General features: G+C 72.7%; 3 protein-coding genes. All 3 read right to left on the bottom strand.

Translation table 11 applies throughout. The features are described from left to right. Positions 1 to 26: 26 nt before the first annotated feature. Entirely contained in the window at positions 27 to 671 is a 645-nt protein-coding gene (locus tag ACY45C_RS18805; protein ID WP_462188889.1) for a DUF6308 family protein, read from the bottom strand. A 192-nt stretch (positions 672 to 863) separates the two neighbouring features. Continuing rightward, positions 864 to 1,913, bottom strand: a complete 1,050-nt coding sequence (locus ACY45C_RS18810; RefSeq protein WP_462188890.1) for a hypothetical protein — start codon at positions 1,911 to 1,913, stop codon at positions 864 to 866. Between the two features lie 8 nt (positions 1,914 to 1,921). After that, positions 1,922 to 2,318: RluA family pseudouridine synthase (locus ACY45C_RS18815; protein ID WP_462188891.1), on the bottom strand; the 397-nt coding region annotated here is incomplete at its 5' end.

A 2,318-nucleotide genomic window follows, 5' to 3' on the forward strand; every position in this document is an offset into this window, starting at 1 on the left:
GGTCCCGGGCCGGCGACGGGCGCTGATCACACCGCACTGCTCATCCACACCACGACGTCGAGCATCCGCAGCGGGGTGATCGGGGGACCCGCGACGGGTACCAGCGCCCCGAGCCGGCGGAACTCCTCGGCGTTCTCCCGCAGGTCGTACTGCATCGCGCGGATGAGCAGGCCCATGTACTGCCGCCAGGACCGCCCGTCCCGCGGCGACGGCGGGACGCAGTCCTCGTGCTGGTAGAAGATCCTCACCTTGGAGTCGAACAACGGGACCAGGGCGGGCCGCTTGCGGTGCAGCACCTTGGCGATGAGGGAGCCCTTGACGTCCCGGTCGGAGACGTCCGGGTCGTCGAGGGGGTCGTAGAGCGCGGCGACCAGATCGAGGGTGACCTCGTCGGCCTCGATGAGCTCGATGCCGGGAGGAAGCCTGTCCAACGCCCGCTGTAGCAACGGCATCAGTGCGGTGAGCGTGTGCATCCGATCCACGTCCACATGCACGCCGAGCAGGCACGGGGCCAGGAGATCCCCGGTGCATAGCAGATCCGGATCACTATTGGTGACCAGGCCGTCGTAGTACGGGTAGGCGTAGCGCAGACCTCGCTTGCGCGGCCCCAGGTACTCCTCGAGCAGGCTCTCCGCGTCGAAGACCTCCCGGGTGCCCTTCGCCAGCTTCAACCTGGGTCTCCTCATCATGATCCGTGAACTCCCCGGCCGGTCGCAACCCCAGGTGACGAAGCCGGTCTCCCCCCCTCATCTTCTCCTGTCCCGGTCGACGATGGCGCAGGGGTCAGGTGCCACGCCAGAACGGTCACCGTCCGCCACCCGTGCCCGGCACACCGTCCGATCATGCGGACGGTCTCGACCGGGTCAGCGACGGTCCGGGGACAGTGGGATGAATCTCATACCCGGCGGCCCGCTTCCCGGTGGGGCCGGGTCCACCACCCGCACCCGAGGATCGGTTTCGAGCTGCGAGAGCCGGCCGGCCGGGGCGCGGACCACCGCGGCGAACAGACATCCACACCCGGCCCGCAGATCGCTCGCCGCTCGCCGCTCGCGGTCGGCGGCGGCAGTGTCGCCGACCTGCGTGTCGGCAGCGGCTCGGGCGTCCGCCTGGGCCGCCGCCGACCCGAAGGCGGCCCGGACGTCGGCCACCGGATCGCGCACGAGGGCCTGCTCCTGTTCACCCCCGATACCGGCGGTGAAGAACACCTGCACGGTCCGGAAGTCGCCGAACACCTCGAGCAGGTCGGCGGGGGTGCGGGGCGCGGTGAGACTGGCCACGGCGTAAAGATCGGCGCCGGGGGCGGCCGAGGTCAGCGACGCGAGGTTCTGCCGGCTGGCGCCGAGGTAGTCGGCGACCGGGTCGTTCGGCCCGGGGCCGATCGTCACCACGGGCAACACGGGCGCCGCCGGCTGGTCGGGCGCCGCCGGCTGGTTCGCGGACGTCGGCGCCTCCCCGGTCGCCGGGGAGGACCGTCCGGACGACGGAGCATGATCGACGCCCTGCAGGATCGCGGCCGTTGCGCTCACCACGATCAACGCGACGAGTCCGAGGACAAGCATCCGGACGCCCCATTCCACCACCCCGCCGGGCGTGACTCCGGCCACGTCGAGCAGGGCCGGCGGACCGTCATCGTCGTCGGAGCCGGCAGGCGAGGGACGGGCCCGGTCCCGGGTCCGGCGGACCCGACCGATCTCCCGCGCCGCCAGGCCCACCATCCGCGCCCGGACGATCGCGATCGCGCGAGAGGTCGCCGGCAGCGTGCGGGCGTCGACCCGATCGAGCAGCGCCCCCAGCTCGTGGACCGGTGGGCGCACGGTGGGCCACCCCCGGCCGGCGGGGGCCTGGGCCGGCACCGCTCCTCCAGGTGCCGCGGGAGCGGGCACCGGCGCCGAGGTCGCCTCCCCGAGCGTCACCGGCTCCGTCATGGCTGGTCCCGCAGTCGTTCCACCGCCTCGGCCAGGTCAGCCGGGTCCGGGCTGGTGAACTCGACCCGTCCGCCGTGACCGGGATGATCGAAGGACAGCTGCGCCGCGTGCAGCCACTGGCGGGTCAGGCCGAGCCGCTCGGCGAGCGTGGGGTCGGCCCCGTAGGCGAGGTCCCCGACGCACGGGTGCCGCAGAGCGGACATGTGCACCCGGATCTGGTGGGTGCGCCCGGTCTCCAACCGCACGGACAGCAGGGAGGCGGCCCGGAACGCCTCCTGGAGATCGTAGTGGGTGATACTCGGCTTGCCGTCCGCGACGACGGCGAACAGCCCCGGCCGGCGCGGATGCCGGTCGATCGGGGCGTCCACGGTGCCCCGCAGCGGATCGGGATGG

The sequence above is a fragment of the Frankia sp. CcWB2 genome, assembly GCF_977927585.1.